Consider the following 19668-nt stretch of genomic DNA (forward strand, 5'->3'; position numbering starts at 1 on the left):
TAGGTTATTCTCTTTCGATCAAACAAACCGCATAAGCAACAACGCCTTCCTGACGCCCTATAAAGCCCAATTGCTCGTTAGTGGTAGCTTTTATAGATATATCATCTTCGCTGATAGATGCCGCTTTGGCTATATGCACCTTCATAGCCGGGATGTGGGGGTTTATCTTTGGTGCTTCCAAACATACCATGGCATCAATGTTGCCAATGCTGAAGCCCTTTTCTTTTATTAATTTAACAACATGCTGAAGCAGAATAAGGCTGCTGATACCTTTCCAGCGGTTGTCTGTATTGGAGAAATGAAAACCTATATCGCGCATATTAGCGGCGCCAAGCAAGGCATCACAAATAGCATGTAAAAGTACATCAGCATCTGAATGGCCATAAGCGCCCGAATGGTGCTCTAAATTAACCCCGCCCAAAACAAATGGGTGCTGCTCACGCAGTTGGTGAACGTCAAAACCAAACCCTACTTTAATTTTACCCATTATTATTTTGACACATTGGAGGTACCGCCAAAACTTGCCGACAAACTAAAACGCAAGGTATTGGCCAAAGGACTATTTTGCTGGCTGGCTGCCAGGTATGAGAAATCGAACTTAAAAATATCATATTTAACACCAAAACCGAGGGTTACATAACGTCTGTCGCTTTTGCTTGGGTTTTCATATAAATAACCGGCCCTTATGGCAAACTGGTTGTTGTACCAGTACTCGGCGCCGGGCGACAGGCTTATTTCCTTCATCTCCTCGCTAAAACCACCAGGGGCATCCCCAAATGACTGAAAAATACCCGATGGTACCGATACATCATCATTTTTGCCACTTATAATTGTGCCGTTGGCATCTTTTATAGGAGGAGTAGGTGTTAGCAGCTTGTTTATGTCAAAGGCAACCGTTATCTGGTTATTTTCGTCAAGGTTCCAGGTGTTGGCCGCGCCTAACTTTAAATTGGCAGGTAAAAAATATTTAGGCCCATTGGTAGTATAGCTAATTTTTGTGCCAATGTTGGATATGTTGGCACCAAAAGCAAACAGGTTATCATCGCCATAGGTCGATTTATAAAACATCGATACGTCCGCAGCAAAAGCATTGCCGGCCCTGCCTGTTTGGGTTGATCCCGCAGTGGCAAACGACACACTGGAAATGCTTGAATGAATGTAACGAGCGGTTAACCCCAATGAAAAATTCTCGCCAAACTTACGCGCAAAACTAACATCGAGCGAAAACTCATTTGGCGTGTAAGTACCCTGGTTATTGGATTGGTCGTCATTAAGCTGCAATGAGCCATAATTAAAATAGCGCAACGAAGCACCGAGTGTGTTACGATCGTCAATTTTATGGGCATAGCTTAGGTACGACAAACTAATGTCGGGCACCAGGTGCCTTAACCACGGAGAATATGACAACGAAAGTGCATCATTACTTTCAACAAAAGCAAGCTTCGAGGGATTCCAGAAATTAGCGTTAACATCCGGCGAAATAGCAACCCCCGCCTCGCCCATCGCACCCGAACGTGAATCGGGGGTAATGTTTAAAAACGGTACTTCAACGCGCGATCCCCTGTATGCGCTTCCGTCAGTACTTGTTTGCCCCACAACCGTAAATGGCAGTAAATACAATGATAAGAAGGTTATATTCCGAAATGTAAAAAACTTCATTGGGTGCAATTTAGCTTTATTATTTAAATTGATAAATATCCGCTCATAATTTATATCGGATTTTTTTGTGAAGACATTTGGTTGCAAACGACTAAAAAAAACAAAACATTGCAACCAACGTTGCACCATTTCCGTTAAAAGCATCAATAATTGTTTGATTTATTTAGAAGAAGATGCATTAGCGTTAGCATTATACTCATTTTTTTCTAAATTTACGTCATTAATATAATTGTAAAATTATGAAAATACTTTTTACTAAAACTGCTTTAGCCCTTGCGGCTGTATGTGCAATGGTAAGCAGCTGTAGTAAACCATCGGTATCGCAAAAAACCGGTTTAGTTTATAATAACAAAAATAATGGTGGCTATGAGCGTTACAGGCAAACACATCCCGCGCCAGGCCCGGGCCTGGTACCTATTGAAGGTGGTACCTTTGTAATGGGTGGCAGCGCCGATCAGGACGTTACTTATGATTATAACAATGTACGCCGCAGAGTAACTGTACCGTCATTCTATATGGACGAAACAGAAGTTGCCAACCAGGATTGGCTTGACTACCTGCATTGGTTAAGCATTACTTTCCCTCAAGACCGTGAATTGTATTACAATGCCTTACCAGATACATTGGTTTGGCGTAAACCATTATCATATAACGATCCTTACGTTGATAACTACCTGCGCCATCCCGCGTTTCAGGATTACCCGGTGGTAGGTGTTAGCTGGGACCAGGCACAAGATTATTGTGCATGGCGTACCGACCGTACCAACGAAAACATTTTGCGTGAAACCGGGCGTATGGTAACTTGGAAAGATCAAAACGCAAAAGGCAAAAACGGCGGCGCTACAGCAGCGACGGGAGCATCGCAGCCTTTTAATACCGATATATACCTGAATGGCCAAATGAAAGGTGCCGGAATAGACGGTAAAAAAATGATGCCTAACTTAAGCCCTAACGCTGCCGCAGGTACTGGCAAAAATGCTAAACCAGTAAGGCCCGTGCGTATGGAAGATGGTATATTGAAACAGGCTTATCGTTTACCATCAGAAGCCGAGTGGGAGTACGCGGCTTTGGCACTGGCAGGCAACACCCAATTTGAAAATATTGATGATGGTAAAATGTACTCATGGAATGGCATGGGGGTTCGTTCGGCAAAGAGCAAAACCCGTGGCTTAATTTTAGCCAACTTTAAAAGGGGTGCCGGCGACAACATGGGTGTGGGTGGTTATTTGAATGATAAAGCCGATATAACCGCACCTGTGCGTACCTATCCTCCAAATGATTTTGGTCTTTACCAAATGTCGGGCAACGTAAACGAGTGGGTGCAGGACACCTACCGCCAAACATCTTTTGAGGAATTTGAAGATTTTAACCCTTTCCGCGGTAACCAATATACCAACAAACGCCTGGTCGACCCATCTAAAGGCTTATACGCCAAAGATAAATATGGCAAGCCTATTAAAGATCCTGCCAAATCAAACAAAAAAATGAAGTATGCCGATTACCTGGCATTACAACAAGGCCAGGACCCGAATACTGTTAACAGTGCACCGGCACAGGGTACACCTGCCAACGGCGCGCCGGCAACTCCGGGGGCACAGCCAAATGCGGCAGCTCCTAATGCTACTGTTAGCTCATTGGTTAAAGATTCCGGCAAAAAATACAATCCTGATTTCAGGGGCGAAAAGGATACGGTAAATACAGCCTTATACGGTAACACAACATTGGTAAACGATCATTCGAAAGTTTATAAAGGTGGCTCATGGAATGACCTTGCCTATTGGATGAACCCGGCAACCCGCCGCTTTATGGACGAGGAAGAATCAAGTGCCGAGGTCGGTTTCCGCTGCGCAATGACCTTAGTAGGAGCCCCGGAAGTTTATCCTAACGGCAAGCCACACTACCCGGTTAAAAAAGCAAAGCCATTTAAGGCTAAATAAAATACCCAATTTTAAACTTAAGTATCAAGGCCGTTCAATTTGAATGGCCTTGTTTGTTGTGGTGGATTAAAGTGCCCGCACCGTTCGCAGCTCAGAAATAAGATCCGGACTCCGTTGATCCTCTGTATCAGTTGCAACTATCAAGCCATCAAAGCGCCATAAATTATTTTATATAGTCTTGTCAAGGCTATCACTGCCTGGAAACAGCCATATCATATTCCCTACAAATGCCGTAATGCAATTGTTAACAGCCGATGCCACAAACCCCATGGCATTTGGCATTGGCGTTGATGAGCCTTATATCCAGACATCTGGTATGTTCTATTTAATCGGGTTAGATTGGCCTCCCATGAGGTAAAAAAATCCCGGCAACATCAGCTACCGGGATTTCATTCTATATAGTGTAGTGCTTACTAATAACCTGGGTTTTGTACCAAATTAGAATTGGCATCTATTTCACGTTTTGGTATAGGGAATACCAATTTCGGAGAGTCCCAATCGAATGTCTCTACAGTGTTACCGTCACCATCTACCGATCGGGTAGTTTCTTTGTAACGTTTCAAATCGCCTAACCTAAAGCCCTCAAAAGGAAGCTCGACCCGGCGCTCCTGCTTCACAGCATTAAACAAAGCAGTAGCACTTACAGCTGCAGTATTAGCTAAACCGGCCCTGTTTCTAACCTTATTTATATCAGCAGCTGCACCAACAAGATCGGGAACGGCTTTCTTGATCCTGGCTTCGGCGCGGATAAGATAAATCTCGGCCAGACGAATAGTTACAACGTTACCGAATGCGTTATTAAACTTGGTTGTGAAGGGATCATCGGTAAACTCATTGGCCCTGTCGTCGCCTGCTTCGTACCGGTCAAAGTGTTGTTGATTGATATAAGTTTCGCCACGGCCAGCGTAATCAGAACTTGCGTAAACCTCATTCAATGCATTAAAACCCGATTGATTTGAGATTTGAATAGCAAAAATATCCTCGGCGGTATTAAATACGCGTGTAGCCTGATCCGGATGTTGAAACTCGTCGGCAAAGTGTTCAATGAGGCTGTACGCACCCCCATCTATTATTTTAGATGCCTCAACCTCTGCCTGGGCATAATTTTCCTGGGTGAGGTAAATACGTGCCAAAACAGCCGAAGCAGCCGCCGAGCTTGCATAAGTTGATTTATTTGGGAGATTAGCTTCAGCAATCTTCAAATCTGCAATGGCCTGTGCATATATTTCGGCAACTGTATTTCTTTTTACTTTTTGAATGCCGGCTATAGTCGTGGTTGGTGTTAAAACAAGAGGCACAGCAAGGTTAGTTGTCGGACTGCCATCATTCCACGCTCTGCCGAAAGCCCGGGCCAAATCAAAATAAGTCATCCCGCGTAAAAACCTGGCTTCTCCTTCAACACCTGCTTTATCTGTTGAAATAACCAGGTTTAGATTGGCTAAAACTGTATTACATACTCCAATGGTGTTGTAACCACTGTCCCATGCCCCTTCAACAAAAAAGTTGTTAATCGTAATCTTTTTATCGTTGAGTTCGGTGTAGTCAGAAAATGTCCCGAAATAAGAGAAATCTCCGTCATCGGCCAAAAAATCAGTAGTTGCTTGCAACCGCCCGCCATATAGCCCTCTTAAACCGGCTGCGGTATATGCTCCGATAAGCACCCCTTCCACATCTTTTGATGTTTTGAGAGCCTGGTCAGCTTCGACTGAATTTTGCGGTTTAATATCTAACTGCTTTTGACAGCCAGAGTTATACAGCATTGCTAATGTACTCAATGCTATAATTGAATATTTTATTTTTTTCATCTTCTTCAGCTTAAATTAAAATCCCACGTTAATACCAAATGTTATTGTTTTAGCCTGCGGCGCTGCATAAAAATCATAGTTCTGGGTAATATTGCCAGAAAACGCGTCCGAATTCAGCTCAGGGTCCCAACCTTTGTACTTGGTCCAGGTGGCTAAGTTTGTAGCTTGCGCGTAAATCCTCAAACTACGTAGTTTAATTTTTTCAAGTATACTTTTGGGGAAATTATAACCTAATACAATATTTTTCAAACGAAGGTATGATCCATCACTTAAGTACCTCGAACTTGGCGATACGCCATTGCCGCCAAATAAGCGGGCCTCAGGAACCATTGTAATATCGCCCGGCTTTTTCCATGATTGAAGCTGATCAAGAGTTTGATTGTCGGCACCGTTATTAAAACCAACCGACATGTACTGCCCACCACCATTATAAATCTTATCGCCATTTACTTCCTGCAACAGGAAGCTAAAGTCAATTCCTTTATAACTAACAGTGTTATTTAAGCCGGCAATAAATTTAGGGTTAGGGTCGCCAACTACAACAGGAGTTGCTGCATTATAATCATTGGTTGTTGTACGGTCTCGCTTACCACCGCCCAAATCGGTGTTTTTATAATAAAGTGCATCACCATTGGCCGGATCGGCACCCGCAAATTCAACAGTATAAAAAACACCCAATGGTTGTCCCTCAACTGCACGGTTTACGCCATCTCCACTTCCGGTAATAACCTGGCCTTTCAAATCGGTAATTTTATTACGGTTAACTGAAAAGTTAAAGCTGGTTGACCAGGTAACCTCTTTGCCCACTATGTTCTTAGAATCTATCTGCATTTCAAAACCCTTGTTTTGCAGCTTACCTAAATTTTGAGTAATTGTTGTATAACCAGAGGTTGCAGGCACTTGTACGTTTAACAAAAGGTCCTTAGTTTTTCGCAAGTAAACGTCAAACTGTCCGGAAAGCCTTCCGTTAAAAAACCCAACATCTAAGCCAATATCTGTTGTAGCCGATGTTTCCCACTTCAAATCCGGGTTTGGCAATTGGGTAGGCCTTGATCCCGCAACACCCGCATAACCAAATTCAGAAAATAACCCGCGCGACGGGAAGTTTCCAATCTCTGAGTTACCTGTTATACCGTAACTCGCCCGTAATTTTAAATCAGAAACCAGTTGTTGCTGTTTCATAAAACCTTCCTGCGAAATAACCCAGCCAACAGAACCTGCCGGGAAAAATCCATAACGGTGGTTTGCCCCAAACCTTGATGAGCCATCAATACGGCCACTTACCGATAACAGGTACTTTTCGTCAAACTTATAATTTGCCCTGGCAAAGTACGAAAGCAATGAGTACGCTGTTGATGATGATGATCCGGCTGTGATATCGGCGGAACTGATTAGCTTTTTATAAGCGTCACTCGGAAACTGGTCACCGCTGATAGAGTTAAGATCGTTTTGTTGACGTTGATAGGTCATACCACCTACCGCGTTGATATTACTTTTACCAAAGTCTTTTATAAACTGTAAAAAGTTATTGGTGTTAAAATTTACCGATGTAACGGACGAGTTAAAGCCAACCCCGTTTGGTGTACCTGAATTACGGGAGGTTAAACTACCTGCGTAACTATCTTCACTTGAATTCAATATATCCACACCTACTTCCGACCGGAAACTTAAAGAAGGGAGCAGCTTTACCTGCGCATATACGTTTCCAAGATTCCTGTAATCTATTGTATTAAAATATGCGTTTTGCGCATTTAATAATGGATTATAATAAATAGGAAAATTACTGTTTGGTGTACCTGTAGTAGGATCAAGCGCGCCACTTGTTAAACCTGTACGCGGATCGATAACGGGCGTGATCGGGCTTAATGCAACAATTTGCTCGGGGGTCGAAAACTGATCATCATTTGATAAACGATAATTTTTGGTACGCGATACACTTAAATTGGCACCCACTTCCAGCCATTTATTAGCCTGGTTACTAACATTGGTACGCAAACTGTACTGGTTTATAGCATTGCCTATCAGGAAGCCTTTTTGATTATTATAGGTGCCAGATATGTAAAACTTGGTTTTATCGGTACCTCCTGACAGTACAAGATTATAATTTTGCACGGGGGCATGTTGAGTAATTTCTTTTTGCCAGTCGGTATTTACAGCGTACGTTTTATAATTGTCACTGCCGGCAGCATACCTCTTTAACCGCGCCTCAACAGAAGTTGTTGAATACCCTCCGGCAGCGCCAGCCAATCTTAATAAAGTAACATACTGTTCGGCATTTAAAAACTCGCGCTCGCGTGTCGGTTTGCTAAAGCCGTAATACTGGTTGTAGGTTACTTTGGTATCGCCGGCCTTACCTTTCTTGGTTGTAACTAAAACCACACCATTTGACGCCCTTGAACCGTAAATAGCAGCAGCAGATGCATCTTTTAATATATCAATAGATTCGATATCATTTTGATTCAGATCGACCAACGGATTGGTTGACGCACCATTGCTTGAAAAATCATCAACAGTGATAGGCAAACCATCAACCACGTATAAAGGCTGGTTACCTGCTGATACAGACGAAGCACCACGGATACGCACCTGTATGCCTTGCCCCAGCTTACCGTTTTGTGCCTGGATATATACGCCCGGTGTACGGCCCTGAATAGCCGACTCTAAACTTGGTACAGGAATATTTTCAATGTCGGCGCCTTTAATTTTTGAAACCGAGCCTGTTAACGATGCCCTGCTTTGAGTACCGTAACCAACAACCACAACTTCGTTAAGCTGCTTGGCATCAACGGCCAGGCTCGCATTAACAGCAATACCACTTATTGCAATTTCTACCGGTGTATAACCGATAAATCTAAAGACTAAAACTTTGGCTGTAGCAGGTACCGAAAGTTTGTAGGCTCCACTTACATCTGTTTGAACGCCAATACTGGCGGCACCTTTCACGGTCACGCTTACCCCAGGTAAGGGCGAACCATCCTTTTGATCTGTTACCTTACCTGTAATAATCCGGTTTTGAGCAAAAACGAATGAAATGCAGGAAAATAACAACAAAATTGTTAGTAGATTTTTCTTCATAGAGTTAAAATGTTAATTTAAAAAAAGTAAGTTATTAACAAAAAGGCAAAAAAACAATTAAAGCAATTAAGATTGCCTGCGTTTTTACAAACACAATACAAAAATTACCGGAAAGAATAAGTGAATTTTAAAACTCGATCAGGATTTGCCCTTTTTCTACTTTATCCCCGCTCTTTATCCTGATTTTTTTTATAGTAACATCGGCAGGGCATTTGATAATGTTTTCCATCTTCATGGCTTCGAGTACCAAAAGGTTATCCCCTTTTTTAACTTTATCGCCTTCAACAGCAAATACTTTGAGTACAAGACCCGGCATAGGGGCCTTTATTTCGCTTAACTGGGCGCCGGTTAAGTTACTTAGTCCCAATTTATCCAGCAAAATATCAAACTGATCTTTTACCGTAATTGTATAGATATTGTTGTTTATCTTAATTTGGGCAGTTTTTTCGACGCTGTTAAAAGATACTACGTCGGCATTGTAAGATTGGTTGCCTTCTATAACATGATAGATGCCTTCGCCGATATGTTTAATATCGGCAGTGATAGCCTTATTATTAATAAGCAGGCCGCCATCGTTTCTCGCCGCCTCAAAGCTATACTTCTCATTTATTTTTAGCTTATACATGTGTTGCAGGGTTTGAGTTGCAGGATAGTGTAGTTTTTAACGTAATGACAAATTAAAGTTATGCAAATATCCCGACTACCGCCAGTGGCAAATTAAAATTTACTGTCAATTTAAACCCTCAGCGGATATATAACTATTGTGTAAAAACATACTGCACCATATTGGCACCCATTTTAAGCGCCTTAATACGGGTTTCCTGGGTATCGCCCGCGTAGGTGCCATAATCTTCCCAGCCATTGCCAAGGTCGCACTCGTAGTCATAAAAGCACACTAATCGCCCTTTGTATATCAGTCCAAAACCTTGTGCGCGGGTACCATCATGTTCATGTATTTTGGGCAAGCCATTAGGGAAGCTGTATTTTTGGTGATAAATGGGATGATTAAGTGGCAGTTCAACAAATTCAAGTTCTGGGAAAACCTTTTTCATTTGCGGGCGGATAAATTTATCCAATCCGTAATTATCGTCGATATGCAAAAAGCCACCGCCGGTGAGGTATTTGCGCAGGTTTCGGGCTTCCTGGTCGCTAAAAATCACGTTACCATGCCCAGTCATAAAAACAAAGGGATAATTGAATATAGATGCACTGCCTACTTCTACCACCTCATCATCGGTATCAAAATTAGTTTTCAGGTTTTCATTACAAAATTTTGCAAGGTTAGTTAAAGCAGTTCGGTCGCCATACCAATCGCCCCCGCCGGCGTACTTAAGCCGCGCCATTTTGTATGCTGGTGCACAAAAGCCACACATTACAACAAATGCGGTAAAAGCTATAGCAGTATACGTAAGTTTCTTCATAGCCGGTTTAAAAAATTAACCTCAAAGCAGGCCTCCAGGGCAGCGGTTTCGGTACGCAACCTGGCCTCACCCAAAGTTATCGGTTTAAAGCTGCTTTCCAAAGCCAGCTCAATTTCGGCAGGGCTAAAATCACCCTCAGGTCCTATCAATATTAAATAACGCCCCTGCGGGTTTATTACTTTACGCAAATCGAGCTTATCGCCTGGTTCACAATGAGCAATAAACCTTTGTCCATCAAAAGGGAGAGCTAATAGCTGGTTAAATTTAACCGCATCATTTAGTACAGGATGGTATGCTTTTAACGATTGCTTGATAGCAGCGGTAATAATCTTGTTAAGCCTGTCAACTTTGGCTTCCTTACGCTCAGAACGCTGGGTAATGATAAGCGATATTTCATCAATACCAATTTCGGTGGCTTTTTCTAAAAACCATTCCAGGCGCTCGATATTTTTGGTGGGTGCTACAGCTATGTGCAGGAAATGGTTCCTTTTGTTAAACTCCGGAGTAACGGATGTGATATTGAGGATGGTGCGTTTAGGATGTGCATCGTGAATAACCGCATTATAAAACCCTCCACGCCCGTCAATCAGTTGAACTTCGTCACCTGCCTCCAGCCGCAAAACACGTATAGCATGCTTGCTCTCTTCTTCACTGAGAAAATATTGGGGGTGCGAGGGGGCGATATCAGGTGTATAAAAAAGATGCATTGGCTAAGCAGATTAATGTAAATCTACAGCATCTTCTTCATTTATCAGCAATTCCAGTTTCACAGATTCAATATTCTGATCTGATTTGCGCAGCACCGTAATATTATAGCCATTTGATTCCTTTTGCTCGCCAACATCCGGAATTTTACCGAATATGTCGCCCAGCCAGCCGCTTACCGTATCAAAGTCGCCATCTTCGGGCAAGTCATGGGGTAGGTGTTCGTTTACGTCATATATGGGCGCAAGGGCATTTACAATAAACTCGCGCTCGTTAACTTTTTCTACAATTGGTTTTTCCTCATCGTACTCATCCTGTATCTCACCTACCAGCTCTTCCACAATATCTTCCAGGGTAACCATCCCTGCGGTTCCGCCAAACTCATCCAGTACAATGGCTATCTGGATACGTTTTTGCTGAAGCTCGGCCATCAAATCATTTATCTTTTTGGTTTCGGGAATAAAGTACGGCTTGCGGATTATATTTTTCAACACAATTTCCTCGTCGCGTGCCAGTAGCGGCAAAATATCTTTGGCGTGTACAATGCCTATAATTTTATCTATAACGTCGTCATAAACAGGCATTCGAGAATAGCCCTCATCAATGATCATATCCAGCAATTCCTGCCTGGTTGAACTGATATCGATGCCCGAAATTTTGGTACGCGGCACCATGATATTTTTAACTACACGTTCGTTAAAATCAAAAACGTTCTGGATCAGCTCATGTTCGTTTGAATCCAATGCGCCCGATTCTTTTCCCTGTTCAAGCAGGTATTGTAATTCTTCAGAACTGTGGTGTGCTTCACCTCCCTCTAAAGTATTTATACCTAAAAGTCCCAAAATAAAATTGGCAAAGCCGTTCAGTACCCAAATCAAGGGTTTAAAAAACACAAAGAAAAACCGTAGCGGCAGCGAAATGGCCAGCACTGTACGTACCGACTTTTGAATGGCTATTGATTTGGGGGCAAGCTCGCCAAATACAATATGCAGTACCGTAATAAAGGTAAAGGCAAGGATGTGGCTGGCTGTAATAAAACCGGGCGAAAGTGTTATCCCTACAGCTAAAAATGCCCGGATGACAATATTGGTGGCAACCTCTTCGCCCACGACACCAAGAGCCAGTGAAGCAATGGTAATACCCAGCTGCGTAGCAGCCAGGTATCCATCAAGATTGTGTAGTATGCCGCGGGCAACTTTGGCAACTCCGCTACCCGATTTTGCTTTAATTTCAATTTGTGAACCCCGTACTCTCACCATGGCAAACTCGGCGGCTACAAAAAAACCGTTGAGCAAAACCAGGAATACGGTTGCAATTAAATAAAAAGTACTTATTTCGTAATGCGCGGGGTCCATCTAATATTTATTGGGTTACCGGAAAAGTAGACTTATACAATTCCAAACTCTCATTTATTACTTTATGCGCATAACGAACACCTAATAAATGCTCGATAGTTACGTTTTTGCCTTCCAGTTTTTTGTAATCTTTAAAAAAACGTACAATCTCAGTCATGGCGTGTGGCGGCAATTCATTCAGGTCGTTAATATAGTTAACCGACATATCGTTTTTTGCAACAGCGATAATTTTATCGTCCTGCTCGCCATTATCAACCATGTGCATTACCCCTACTACCTTTGCCTCAATTATTGACATAGGAAACACATCGATTGAACAGAGCACCAATATATCCAACGGGTCTTTATCATCACAATAGGTTTGCGGTATAAAGCCGTAATTAGCAGGATACATCACTGATGAAAACAACACGCGATCTAATTTTAATAAACCAGAATCCTTATCAATTTCATATTTGGCTTTTGAGCCTTTAGGTATTTCGATTATAGCATTAACAATTTCGGGAATGTTATCGCCAGGAGAAACCTGGTGCCATGGATGTTGTGTACTCATTTGGTATTTGTAGTATATTTATTATCTAATATTCTGTTCTTTATTCTCTGCAATTTTCTTCCGTACGTACGCAACAACAAGGGGTATGGTAGTAATTACTATAAGCCCTAAAACTACATACTGCATGTAATCCTTCAGCTGCGGGAACCGTTTTCCTAAAAAAAAACCGCCCAAGGTAAAGGTGCACACCCATGCTACGCAACCAACAAGGTTGTATAAAGCAAACTTTTTAAGATCAACTTTAACAACACCTGCAAATATAGGGGCAAATGTCCTAACGATAGGGAAAAATCTGCCCAAAATCAAAGCCATACCGCCGTATTTGTTATAAAAGTCGCTGGCCAGTATCACATATCGCTTCTTAAAAAACAGCGAGTCGTTTCTATTGAACAATACAGGCCCCGTTCGATGACCAAACCAATATCCCGTAAAATTTCCTAATATGCCTGCTGCAATGAGCGATAACACCAATGTAGATATATTTACGTCAACCTTGCCTGCAGAACACAACAAGCCTGCCATAAATAGCAAATAGTCTCCTGGTAAAAAAAAACCAAAAAACAACCCGGTTTCAGCAAAAACAACAATAAGCAGGAAATAAAAACCTCCCCTACTTATGATGGATTGAGCGTCCGTTAAATTTTGAAGGTAATCCCAAAAACTTTCCATTCACTATATCTGTAAAACTACAAATATTATATCAATTTGCAGTACCCAGTTACTATTAAATGAAATAGGAAATAAAATCAGGGTAAACACCGATGACGATAGTTGCCAATGCCGAAATAGCAAAAACAATTTTATAGTAAGCCGGCACTACCAGCTCGGCCCTATCTGCCGCCTTGAAGTACATAGCCACAATAACCCTGAAGTAGTAGAAAATACTGATGATTGCGTTTACAACAGCTACTATAACCAGCCAAAACTGGTATTTAGCAAGTGCACCGGTAAACATATAAAACTTGCCCATAAAACCTGCAGTAAGCGGGATACCGGCCAACGAAAGCATGGCAACAGTAAGTACTAATGCCAGAAAAGGGCTCTTTTTTGCAAGGCCATTAAAACTCTCAAAATTGTCGCTGCCGCTTTGTTGCTGCACTAAAATAAGGGCACCAAAAGCTACAATGGATGCAACAGAATAGGCAGTTGCATAAATAAACACCGAATTGGCCGAACTTGCACCTAAAGCCACAATTGCAAAAAGCAGGTAACCAGCATGCGAAATGCTTGAAAAAGCAAGCATTCTTTTAAAGCTTTGCTGATATAATGCGGTAATGTTGCCTATAAACAATGTTGCTACAGTGATGACAAGTAAGATTGGTGTCCAGAAATCTGATAGTGGTGCGAAACATACCGAAAACAAACGAAGGAATGCCGCGAAACCTGCAGTTTTTACTACTGTAGACATGAAAGCGGTTATAAGGGTTGGCGAGCCTTCGTATACATCCGGTGTCCAAAAATGGAACGGAGCAGCGCCCACTTTAAAGGAAAGGCCCACGATGATAAGCCCTATGCCTGTATAAAACATAGGATCGGCGTGTGGATGCGCGACAACCCAATCATTAATAACCTCGAGGCTAAAAGAGCCTGTTGTGCCGTAAAGCAAAGTAATACCAAACAATAAGAAACCTGTTGAGAACGCCCCCATCAGAAAATATTTTAAAGCAGCTTCGTTTGATGCAAAATCGCTCTTCTTGATGCCCGCCAGGATGTATAAACTTACCGACATGATTTCAATACCAATAAACATCATGGTTAGGTTGTAGTAAGAAACCATTACAATAATCCCTGTCAATGAAAATAGGATAATAGCGTAATACTCGGCAACGTGGTTACTTATCTTCTCAAAATATCCCGCTGATAAGAGCAGGATTAAAATAGTTGTTATTATAGCTATTGATGAAAATACAACAGAAAAATTATTGAACATCATCATACCATGAAAAGTAGGAATTGTGGTATCGGGCCTTTTGTATTCGCCCACAGCGCAAGCCAGCGCAGCAAGCAAACCAACAATGGTAACAGGTAATAATGCCTTTGAAGCCTTGTACAAGCCAAGGTACAGCAACACTATTGGTAAAACAGATATGATGATTAAAGTAGTCATGTTTTTAATAAATTCTAAAAGCCAAATTCTAAACTCTAAATGCGCGCAGCCTGCATTAAAAGGCTGGTTTTGTATTCAAAGTATTTATCAAATTAGTAACAGCCGCCTCAGATATGTGCAAAATAGGTTGCGGATAAATACCTATGCCAATTATTAATATGCAGATAATACCAAGCACCAATTGCTCAGATCCGCTGATGTCTTTAAAATTACTGGTCAACTCATTGGCTTCGCCCTGCATTACATTTTTGTACATGCGCAGCATATAAACCGCACCTAAAATAATGGTTGTACCGGCAATAACAGCCAAAGCAATATTCATGTAATGGAATGCGCTATACTGAAACACCCCATCTAACAGTAAAAACTCGCCTACAAAACCATTGGTTAACGGCAAGCCTACAGTACCCAATACAATAATTAAAAACGCTATGGAAAATTTAGGTGCTACTTTAGCAATACCACCAAGATTTCCTATCTCGCGGGTGTTTAAACGGGTGCTGATGATATCCCAGATAAAAAACATACCAACAACGTTTATACCGTGATTAAGCATCTGCACCATCGCTCCTTGTACACCCTGCTGGCTCCATGAAAATATCCCTGCGGCAATTAAGCCAACGTGGGCAATAGACGAGTAAGCCACCAAACGCTTGCCATCAGTTTGCTTAAAAGCGATAATTGATGCATAAACAATACCTATTACTGCTAACGAAGTGATAATGGCCTGCCAGTGGTCAAGACCTGCAGGTGCATTTGGGATCATCCAGCGAATAGCGCCATATACACCCATCTTAAGCATAATACCTGATAGCATCATGGTACCGCCGGTTGGGGCTTCTGTATAAGTATCGGGCTGCCAGGTATGGAAGGGGAATACAGGCATCTTAATGGCAAATGCCAAAAAGAACGCCAAAAACACCCATGATTGCTGCTGAGTGCCTAATTTTAAAGTGTAAAAGGCATGTATATCAAACGTTTTCGTTGGTGATTGCAGGTACAGGTAGATGATGGCCACCAACATAAACAACGAACCTGCAAACGTGTAGATAAAGAACTTAAGCGTAATGCGGATACGATTTTCGCCACCCCAAAGGGCGCATATAAAGTAAATTGGAATTAATGCAGCCTCCCATCCTACGTAAAACAAAAAGCCATCCATCGCAGTAAACACCAACAACAAGCCAGCCTGCATAAACAAAATCAAGCCGTAAAAAGCACCCGCGTTTTTGTACTCATGCTTAAATGTACTTAATATGATAAGCGGAACAAGCAATACCGTAAGTAACACTACAATCATGCTAATCCCATCAATACCCGCTTTAAAATAAATGCCTAACCTTGGTATCCATGGGGCATCTATAACAAACTGCGAAGTTGCATCGGGTACAAACTTGCTTAAAAACAAGCCCGCTACTGCCAGCTCGGCTATTGCAAAAAATAAGGCGGCATATTTAGCTGTGTTGCCTTTTAAAAAGGCTACTATAACTGCAGCAATTACCGGTAAAAAAATTAATATACTAACGGTCATTTTATGTTTTAAACGCTATCGTTTATACTTTAGTTAATCCAAATACGGTATACAGCAGCACGCCTATAATACCCAGTACCATTACAAATATGTAAAAACCTACATTACCTGTTTGCAATAAGCGCAAGCCTTTACTGGTTTCAATTGTACCCTTGCCTATGCCATTAACCAGGCCATCGATACCTAATTTATCTACCACGTTGTAGAAGAAGGTTGACAGGAAATCCAAAGGCTTACGGAAAAGAAAGTCATACAGCTCATCAACATAAAATTTATGGTATGATAAGCTGGTTAGTGCAGGACGCTCCTCGGTATCAGCCACCGGTACGCGGCCGTTTTTAACATATTTAACATAAGCATAAATTAATGCTGCAAATGCTAAGGCTACCGAAATTATCATCAATGCTTTTTCTGTACCTGCAGATAATTCATGCATTGGCAACGCGGCAGTTGATGCTTTAAATACCGGCGCAAGGTATTGCCCTAACTCATGGTGGCCGCCTAATACTTCGGGCACACCTATTAAACCACCCACCATGGACAATATAGCTAATACAATCAAAGGAATAGTCATGGTAGCCGGCGACTCATGCAAATGATGTTCCTGCTCATGCGTTCCGCGGAATTTACCCCAGAAAGTAAGGTACATCATCCGGAACATATAGAAAGATGTTAGCATCGCTGTAAACACACCAATTACATAAAACGTAGTGCTATGTTCGTAGGCGTGGGCTAAAATTTCGTCTTTTGAAAAGAAACCTGAGAATGGCGGGATACCAGAAATCGCAATGGTACCTATCATCATAGTCCAAAAGGTAATCTTTATCTTACCTCTCAATCCACCCATCTTGCGCATATCCTGTTCGCCGCCCATTGCATGAATAACAGAACCCGCACCAAGGAATAATAAGGCTTTAAAAAAAGCATGGGTTAATACGTGGAAGAAAGAACCTGTGTAAGCGCCAACGCCCAGACCCAAAAACATATAGCCCAATTGCGATACGGTTGAGTAAGCCAACACCTTTTTAATATCGGTTTGTGTAAGGGCAATTAGTGCGGCAAACAATGCTGTAGCCAAACCTACTATTGCCACCACTTCCATAGCAAATGGCGATAATGTATAAATAATGTTTGAGCGGGCAATCATATAAATACCGGCAGTAACCATTGTTGCAGCGTGTATTAATGCCGAAACCGGTGTGGGGCCGGCCATCGCGTCCGGTAACCAGGTAAACAACGGCAACTGTGCCGATTTACCCATTGCACCTACAAACAGCAATAAAGCAATAGCTGTAAGCGGCGCGGCGCCAACTTTCATTGCCGCTACTTTAGGGAAAAGGGATGCGAATTCAACGGTGCCAAAAGCATAGATGATGAGGAATACACCCATCAAAAAGCCAAGATCGCCAATGCGGTTCATAATGAATGCCTTTTTAGCGGCATCCGCGTAGCTTGCATTGGTATACCAAAAACCTATCAACAGGTATGAGCATAAACCAACACCCTCCCATCCTATAAACATGATGATGTAGTTTGAACCCATCACCAATAAAAGCATGAAAAACACAAACAGATTTAAATAAGCAAAGAATTTACCGAAGCCTTTATCATCATGCATATAGCCAATAGAATATAGGTGTATAAGGAAACCTACCCCGGTAATAATCAGCAGCATGATAGAACTCAATTGATCTACAAGAAACGCGAAAGGCACTTTTACAGGGCCTGCGTTAATCCAATCGAAATAATTAACGTTAATTACCCCGGTGGCTTTTACCTGGAAGAAAACGGCAATACTTAAGGCAAAAGATGCCAATACCAGCGCACTGCCAATAAAGCCTATTACGCCTTTTGATAATGAATTACGGCCAAGCCCGTTAATAACAAAACCGGCTAACGGTAATATGGGAATAAGCCAGATATATTGATTCATGTTTTGAGTTATACGTTTTACGTACTACGTTATACGTTTCTATTTATTTAATCGTCAGTTGTCAGAGTAAAACCCTCTCCTCAATGCAAATCCGGTTTGCCTATCGGGGATTGCTTTGTACCTCGCAATGACGGTTTGTTATGTATTTTTTCTAATCCCTTAAATCCGAAATCAAAATTCCGAAATCCGAAATGGCAACTACCACTTCAGCCTGTTCAGCACGTTAATATCTATCGAATTGGTGTTTCTATAGATCATTACGATAATAGCCAAGCCTACTGCAACTTCGGCGGCGGCCAGCGCCATAATAAAGAATACGAAAACCTGGCCAGTAGCATCGCCCCTGTATACAGAAAATGCGGTTAGCAACAGGTTTACCGAGTTCAGCATCAACTCAACCGACATAAATATCACAATGGCATTGCGGCGGATTAATACGCCCATTACGCCAATCGAAAAAATAATGGCACTTAACAATATGTAATGATTAAGCGGCACCGCGTGCATGGTATTTGTTAAACTTTCCATTATGTAGTTTTAGGGTCTTTTGTAGCCAGTAAAACAGCGCCTACCATTGCCGATAACAGCAATACAGACGACACTTCAAATGGCAATAAAAATTCGTTAAACAATACTTTACCCAGGTTTTTCACCAACCCAAGGTCGGGGTTTTGCAATACCACCGGGTTTGATGTGGCAACCAGTTTTAATGACGATGCTATGGCAACAGCAAGAATGCCCCCGCCAAATACACCGGCTATCTTGATCATAAAAGGCTTAACCGGCTCGCTTTCCTTATTAAGGTTAATGAGCATCAGGGTGTACAGGAACAGCACCAGGATAGCCCCCATGTATACTATAAAATTCACGATAGCCAAAAACTGGGCATTCAGTAAAATGTAGTGAATGGTGAACGTAAAAAAGGTAAGTATAAGATAAAGGATACTATGTACCGGATTTTTGGCCGAGATTACCAATATCGAAAAGAATATGGACAAAAACGCGATGAAGTAAAATGTACTCATGTTTATATTTACAAAATACCCTTGCCCTGCTTTAAGGTTGGGCAAAGGTATAAAACTTCTTTATTGATTTAAGGGTGCCTCTACTAATTTGTCTTTACCGTAAATAAAATCCTTCCTTAAATAGTCGGCAGGTACAATATCTCCGTCAAGGTAAATGGCCTCTTTAGGGCAGGCCTCTTCGCATAAGCCGCAAAAAATGCAACGCAGCATATTTATTTCGTAAACAGCGGCGTATTTTTCCTCCCGGTACAGGTGCTCTTCGCCTTTCTGGCGCTCGGCGGCTGTCATGGTAATAGCTTCAGCAGGGCATGATAAAGCGCACAAACCACATGCGGTGCAACGTTCTTTACCATCCTCATCACGCTTAAGCGAATGCATGCCGCGGAAGTTTTCAGAAAACTCACGCTTCTCTTCAGGATAACTAATTGTTACCGGTTTTTTGAAAAAGTGCTTCATGGTAGTAGCCAAACCGCCAACAATGGCAGGCAGGTAAGCACGCTCCAGAAAATTGAGCGGCTTTACTTCCAATACTTTTTTCTTATTGCTTAATGATTCCATTTAA

18 protein-coding genes are annotated in these 19668 nt (G+C 42.0%); 2 read left to right on the forward strand and 16 right to left on the reverse strand.

What is annotated here, in order from left to right:
* Positions 1–4: 4 nt before the first annotated feature.
* Together ispF and porV are read right to left on the reverse strand one after the other, a co-directional pair.
* On the reverse strand, positions 5–487 hold the full coding sequence (ispF, locus tag PQ469_RS23090) for a 2-C-methyl-D-erythritol 2,4-cyclodiphosphate synthase (protein WP_090651812.1): 483 nt from the start codon (positions 485–487) through the stop codon (positions 5–7).
* Positions 488–489: 2 nt separating this feature from the next.
* Complete coding sequence (porV, locus tag PQ469_RS23095) at positions 490–1659, reverse strand: type IX secretion system outer membrane channel protein PorV (RefSeq protein WP_274209769.1); 1170 nt, start codon at positions 1657–1659, stop codon at positions 490–492.
* Positions 1660–1898: 239 nt separating this feature from the next.
* Here porV and PQ469_RS23100 point away from each other — a divergent pair, with 239 nt between their 5' ends.
* Both PQ469_RS23100 and PQ469_RS23105 read left to right on the forward strand, forming a co-directional pair.
* Entirely contained in the window at positions 1899–3596 is a 1698-nt protein-coding gene (locus PQ469_RS23100) for an SUMF1/EgtB/PvdO family nonheme iron enzyme (protein WP_274209770.1), read from the forward strand.
* A gap of 178 nt (positions 3597–3774) precedes the next feature.
* The gene (locus tag PQ469_RS23105; protein ID WP_274209771.1) at positions 3775–3954 is read left to right on the forward strand and encodes a hypothetical protein; all 180 of its coding nucleotides are present in this window, start codon (positions 3775–3777) and stop codon (positions 3952–3954) included.
* Positions 3955–4009: 55 nt separating this feature from the next.
* Here the strand turns inward: PQ469_RS23105 and PQ469_RS23110 are convergent, their stop codons facing one another.
* The 14 genes from PQ469_RS23110 to PQ469_RS23175 form a co-directional block, all read right to left on the reverse strand.
* Complete coding sequence (locus PQ469_RS23110) at positions 4010–5401, reverse strand: RagB/SusD family nutrient uptake outer membrane protein (RefSeq protein WP_274209772.1); 1392 nt, start codon at positions 5399–5401, stop codon at positions 4010–4012.
* A gap of 15 nt (positions 5402–5416) precedes the next feature.
* Positions 5417–8476, reverse strand: coding sequence for a SusC/RagA family TonB-linked outer membrane protein (locus PQ469_RS23115; protein WP_274209773.1), 3060 nt, complete (start codon positions 8474–8476; stop codon positions 5417–5419).
* Between the two features lie 127 nt (positions 8477–8603).
* Positions 8604–9101: an acyl-CoA carboxylase biotin carboxyl carrier protein subunit gene (locus tag PQ469_RS23120; protein ID WP_274209774.1), complete on the reverse strand. Its 498-nt coding sequence runs from the start codon at positions 9099–9101 to the stop codon at positions 8604–8606.
* A gap of 133 nt (positions 9102–9234) precedes the next feature.
* The gene (locus tag PQ469_RS23125) at positions 9235–9849 is read right to left on the reverse strand and encodes a DUF4159 domain-containing protein (protein WP_274213844.1); all 615 of its coding nucleotides are present in this window, start codon (positions 9847–9849) and stop codon (positions 9235–9237) included.
* A 44-nt stretch (positions 9850–9893) separates the two neighbouring features.
* Entirely contained in the window at positions 9894–10604 is a 711-nt protein-coding gene (locus PQ469_RS23130; protein ID WP_274209775.1) for a 16S rRNA (uracil(1498)-N(3))-methyltransferase, read from the reverse strand.
* Positions 10605–10616: 12 nt separating this feature from the next.
* Complete coding sequence (locus PQ469_RS23135) at positions 10617–11957, reverse strand: hemolysin family protein (protein ID WP_274209776.1); 1341 nt, start codon at positions 11955–11957, stop codon at positions 10617–10619.
* Positions 11958–11964: 7 nt separating this feature from the next.
* Positions 11965–12510, reverse strand: a complete 546-nt coding sequence (locus PQ469_RS23140; RefSeq protein WP_274209777.1) for an inorganic diphosphatase — start codon at positions 12508–12510, stop codon at positions 11965–11967.
* Positions 12511–12531: 21 nt separating this feature from the next.
* Positions 12532–13179, reverse strand: coding sequence for a DedA family protein (locus tag PQ469_RS23145; protein ID WP_274209778.1), 648 nt, complete (start codon positions 13177–13179; stop codon positions 12532–12534).
* 55 nt (positions 13180–13234) lie between these two features.
* Positions 13235–14617, reverse strand: a complete 1383-nt coding sequence (locus PQ469_RS23150; RefSeq protein WP_274209779.1) for an NADH-quinone oxidoreductase subunit N — start codon at positions 14615–14617, stop codon at positions 13235–13237.
* A 55-nt stretch (positions 14618–14672) separates the two neighbouring features.
* On the reverse strand, positions 14673–16148 hold the full coding sequence (locus PQ469_RS23155; RefSeq protein WP_274209780.1) for a complex I subunit 4 family protein: 1476 nt from the start codon (positions 16146–16148) through the stop codon (positions 14673–14675).
* 22 nt (positions 16149–16170) lie between these two features.
* The gene (gene nuoL, locus PQ469_RS23160) at positions 16171–18081 is read right to left on the reverse strand and encodes an NADH-quinone oxidoreductase subunit L (RefSeq protein ID WP_274209781.1); all 1911 of its coding nucleotides are present in this window, start codon (positions 18079–18081) and stop codon (positions 16171–16173) included.
* Between the two features lie 198 nt (positions 18082–18279).
* Complete coding sequence (nuoK, locus tag PQ469_RS23165) at positions 18280–18609, reverse strand: NADH-quinone oxidoreductase subunit NuoK (RefSeq protein ID WP_090651799.1); 330 nt, start codon at positions 18607–18609, stop codon at positions 18280–18282.
* Complete coding sequence (locus tag PQ469_RS23170; RefSeq protein WP_090651869.1) at positions 18609–19106, reverse strand: NADH-quinone oxidoreductase subunit J family protein; 498 nt, start codon at positions 19104–19106, stop codon at positions 18609–18611. The genes nuoK and PQ469_RS23170 overlap by 1 nt, the downstream gene beginning before the upstream one ends.
* A 60-nt stretch (positions 19107–19166) precedes the next feature.
* Positions 19167–19664, reverse strand: coding sequence for a NuoI/complex I 23 kDa subunit family protein (locus PQ469_RS23175; RefSeq protein ID WP_147053380.1), 498 nt, complete (start codon positions 19662–19664; stop codon positions 19167–19169).
* Between the last annotated feature and the right edge of the window lie 4 nt (positions 19665–19668).

It is taken from the genome of Mucilaginibacter sp. KACC 22773, from assembly GCF_028736215.1.
In the GTDB taxonomy this organism is placed as follows: domain Bacteria; phylum Bacteroidota; class Bacteroidia; order Sphingobacteriales; family Sphingobacteriaceae; genus Mucilaginibacter.